Origin of the sequence: Nitratidesulfovibrio oxamicus, from assembly GCF_015731765.1 — a bacterium.
GTDB classification, from domain to species: Bacteria; Desulfobacterota; Desulfovibrionia; order Desulfovibrionales; family Desulfovibrionaceae; genus Cupidesulfovibrio; species Cupidesulfovibrio oxamicus.
In genome coordinates this window covers 1-1,172 of record NZ_VRYY01000601.1, presented here as the reverse complement: position 1 = coordinate 1,172, position 1,172 = coordinate 1, and the positions used below count along the sequence as shown (strand labels likewise).

1 protein-coding gene is annotated in these 1,172 nt (G+C 69.3%); it reads left to right on the top strand.

Annotated elements, in window-relative coordinates; all coding sequences use genetic code 11:
* Positions 1-165: 165 nt before the first annotated feature.
* A partial coding sequence (locus tag FVW20_RS16085) for a cache domain-containing protein (RefSeq protein ID WP_196610390.1) occupies positions 166-1,172 on the top strand: 1,007 nt, incomplete at its 3' end.

Genomic DNA, 1,172 nt, shown 5'->3' with positions numbered 1-1,172 from the left:
GCAAGCATGCGACGGGCGCGGCGCGTGCGGTGCGGGCCGCGCCTGCGCCCGTGCCGCGCCCCTTTGCCCTATTGTTATAATTCTGCCCCCACCAGCAGGCGGCTACGCTTGTCCGGCCTGTGAATGCCCTTTGCCCCGTGCATGCCCACCCCAGCGGAGTTTCCCATGTCCCACCCCGGCCCATCCCTCGTCCCAGTCACGCTCTCCCCCGTACCCGATCCCGCCGCCCCCCGCTTCGAGGCGGGCGTGGCGTTGCGCATCATCGCCCTGGCCACGTTCATCGCCCTTTTGTTCGTGGCCGCCATTCTCGGCGGAATTCTGCCACAGGTCCGTGCGGACGCACTCCGGGCCCGGCAGGGAGAACTGCACCACCTGGTGCAAACGGCCATGAAGCTGGTGGAGGGCCTGGACGCAAAAGCAGGCCGGGGAGAGATCCCCCTTGACGAAGCCAAGCGGCGCGCCGCCGATGCCCTTCGCCAGATGCGCTACGGCAACGGCGACTATTTCTGGATCAACGACGACCGCACCCCCTACCCAACCATGGTCATGCATCCCACCGCTCCCGCGCTGGAAGGCCAGACCCTGGACAAGCCCGCCTACAACCGTGCCGGCCACTGGCGGGCCGCGCCCGGCGCCCCGGCAACGGACTATCCCGGCGGCAACCGCAACCTGTTCCTGGCCTTCGTGGACGTGGCCCACCAACGCGGCGAAGGGCTGGTGGCCTACGTCTGGCCCAAGCCGAAGCAGGGCGGCGGCGTGACCGAGCAGACCTATCCGAAGGAATCGTACATCGCCTACTACAAGCCGTGGGGATGGATCATCGGCACCGGGGTGTACGTGGATGACCTGGAGGCGGAGGCAAGCAGCCTGCGCAACACCGTGCTGGCGGTCACCGCCGCCATTCTCGCCGTGGGCTGCGCGCTGACGGCGCTGGTCACGCGGTCGGTACGCACGCCGCTGCACGCGCTGGTGGCCTATGCCCGTGCCGTGGCGGCGGGCGATCTGGACGCGCAGCCACGCGGCGCATTTCGCGCCGAGTTGCGCGGGCTGAAGCAATCCATCGCCAGCATGGTGGAATCGCTGCGCATGCGTATCGAAGAGGCCCGTTCGCGCACCGACGAAGCCGCCGAGCATGCCCGGCGCGCGGAGGCAGCAACCGCCGAGGCCGAGGC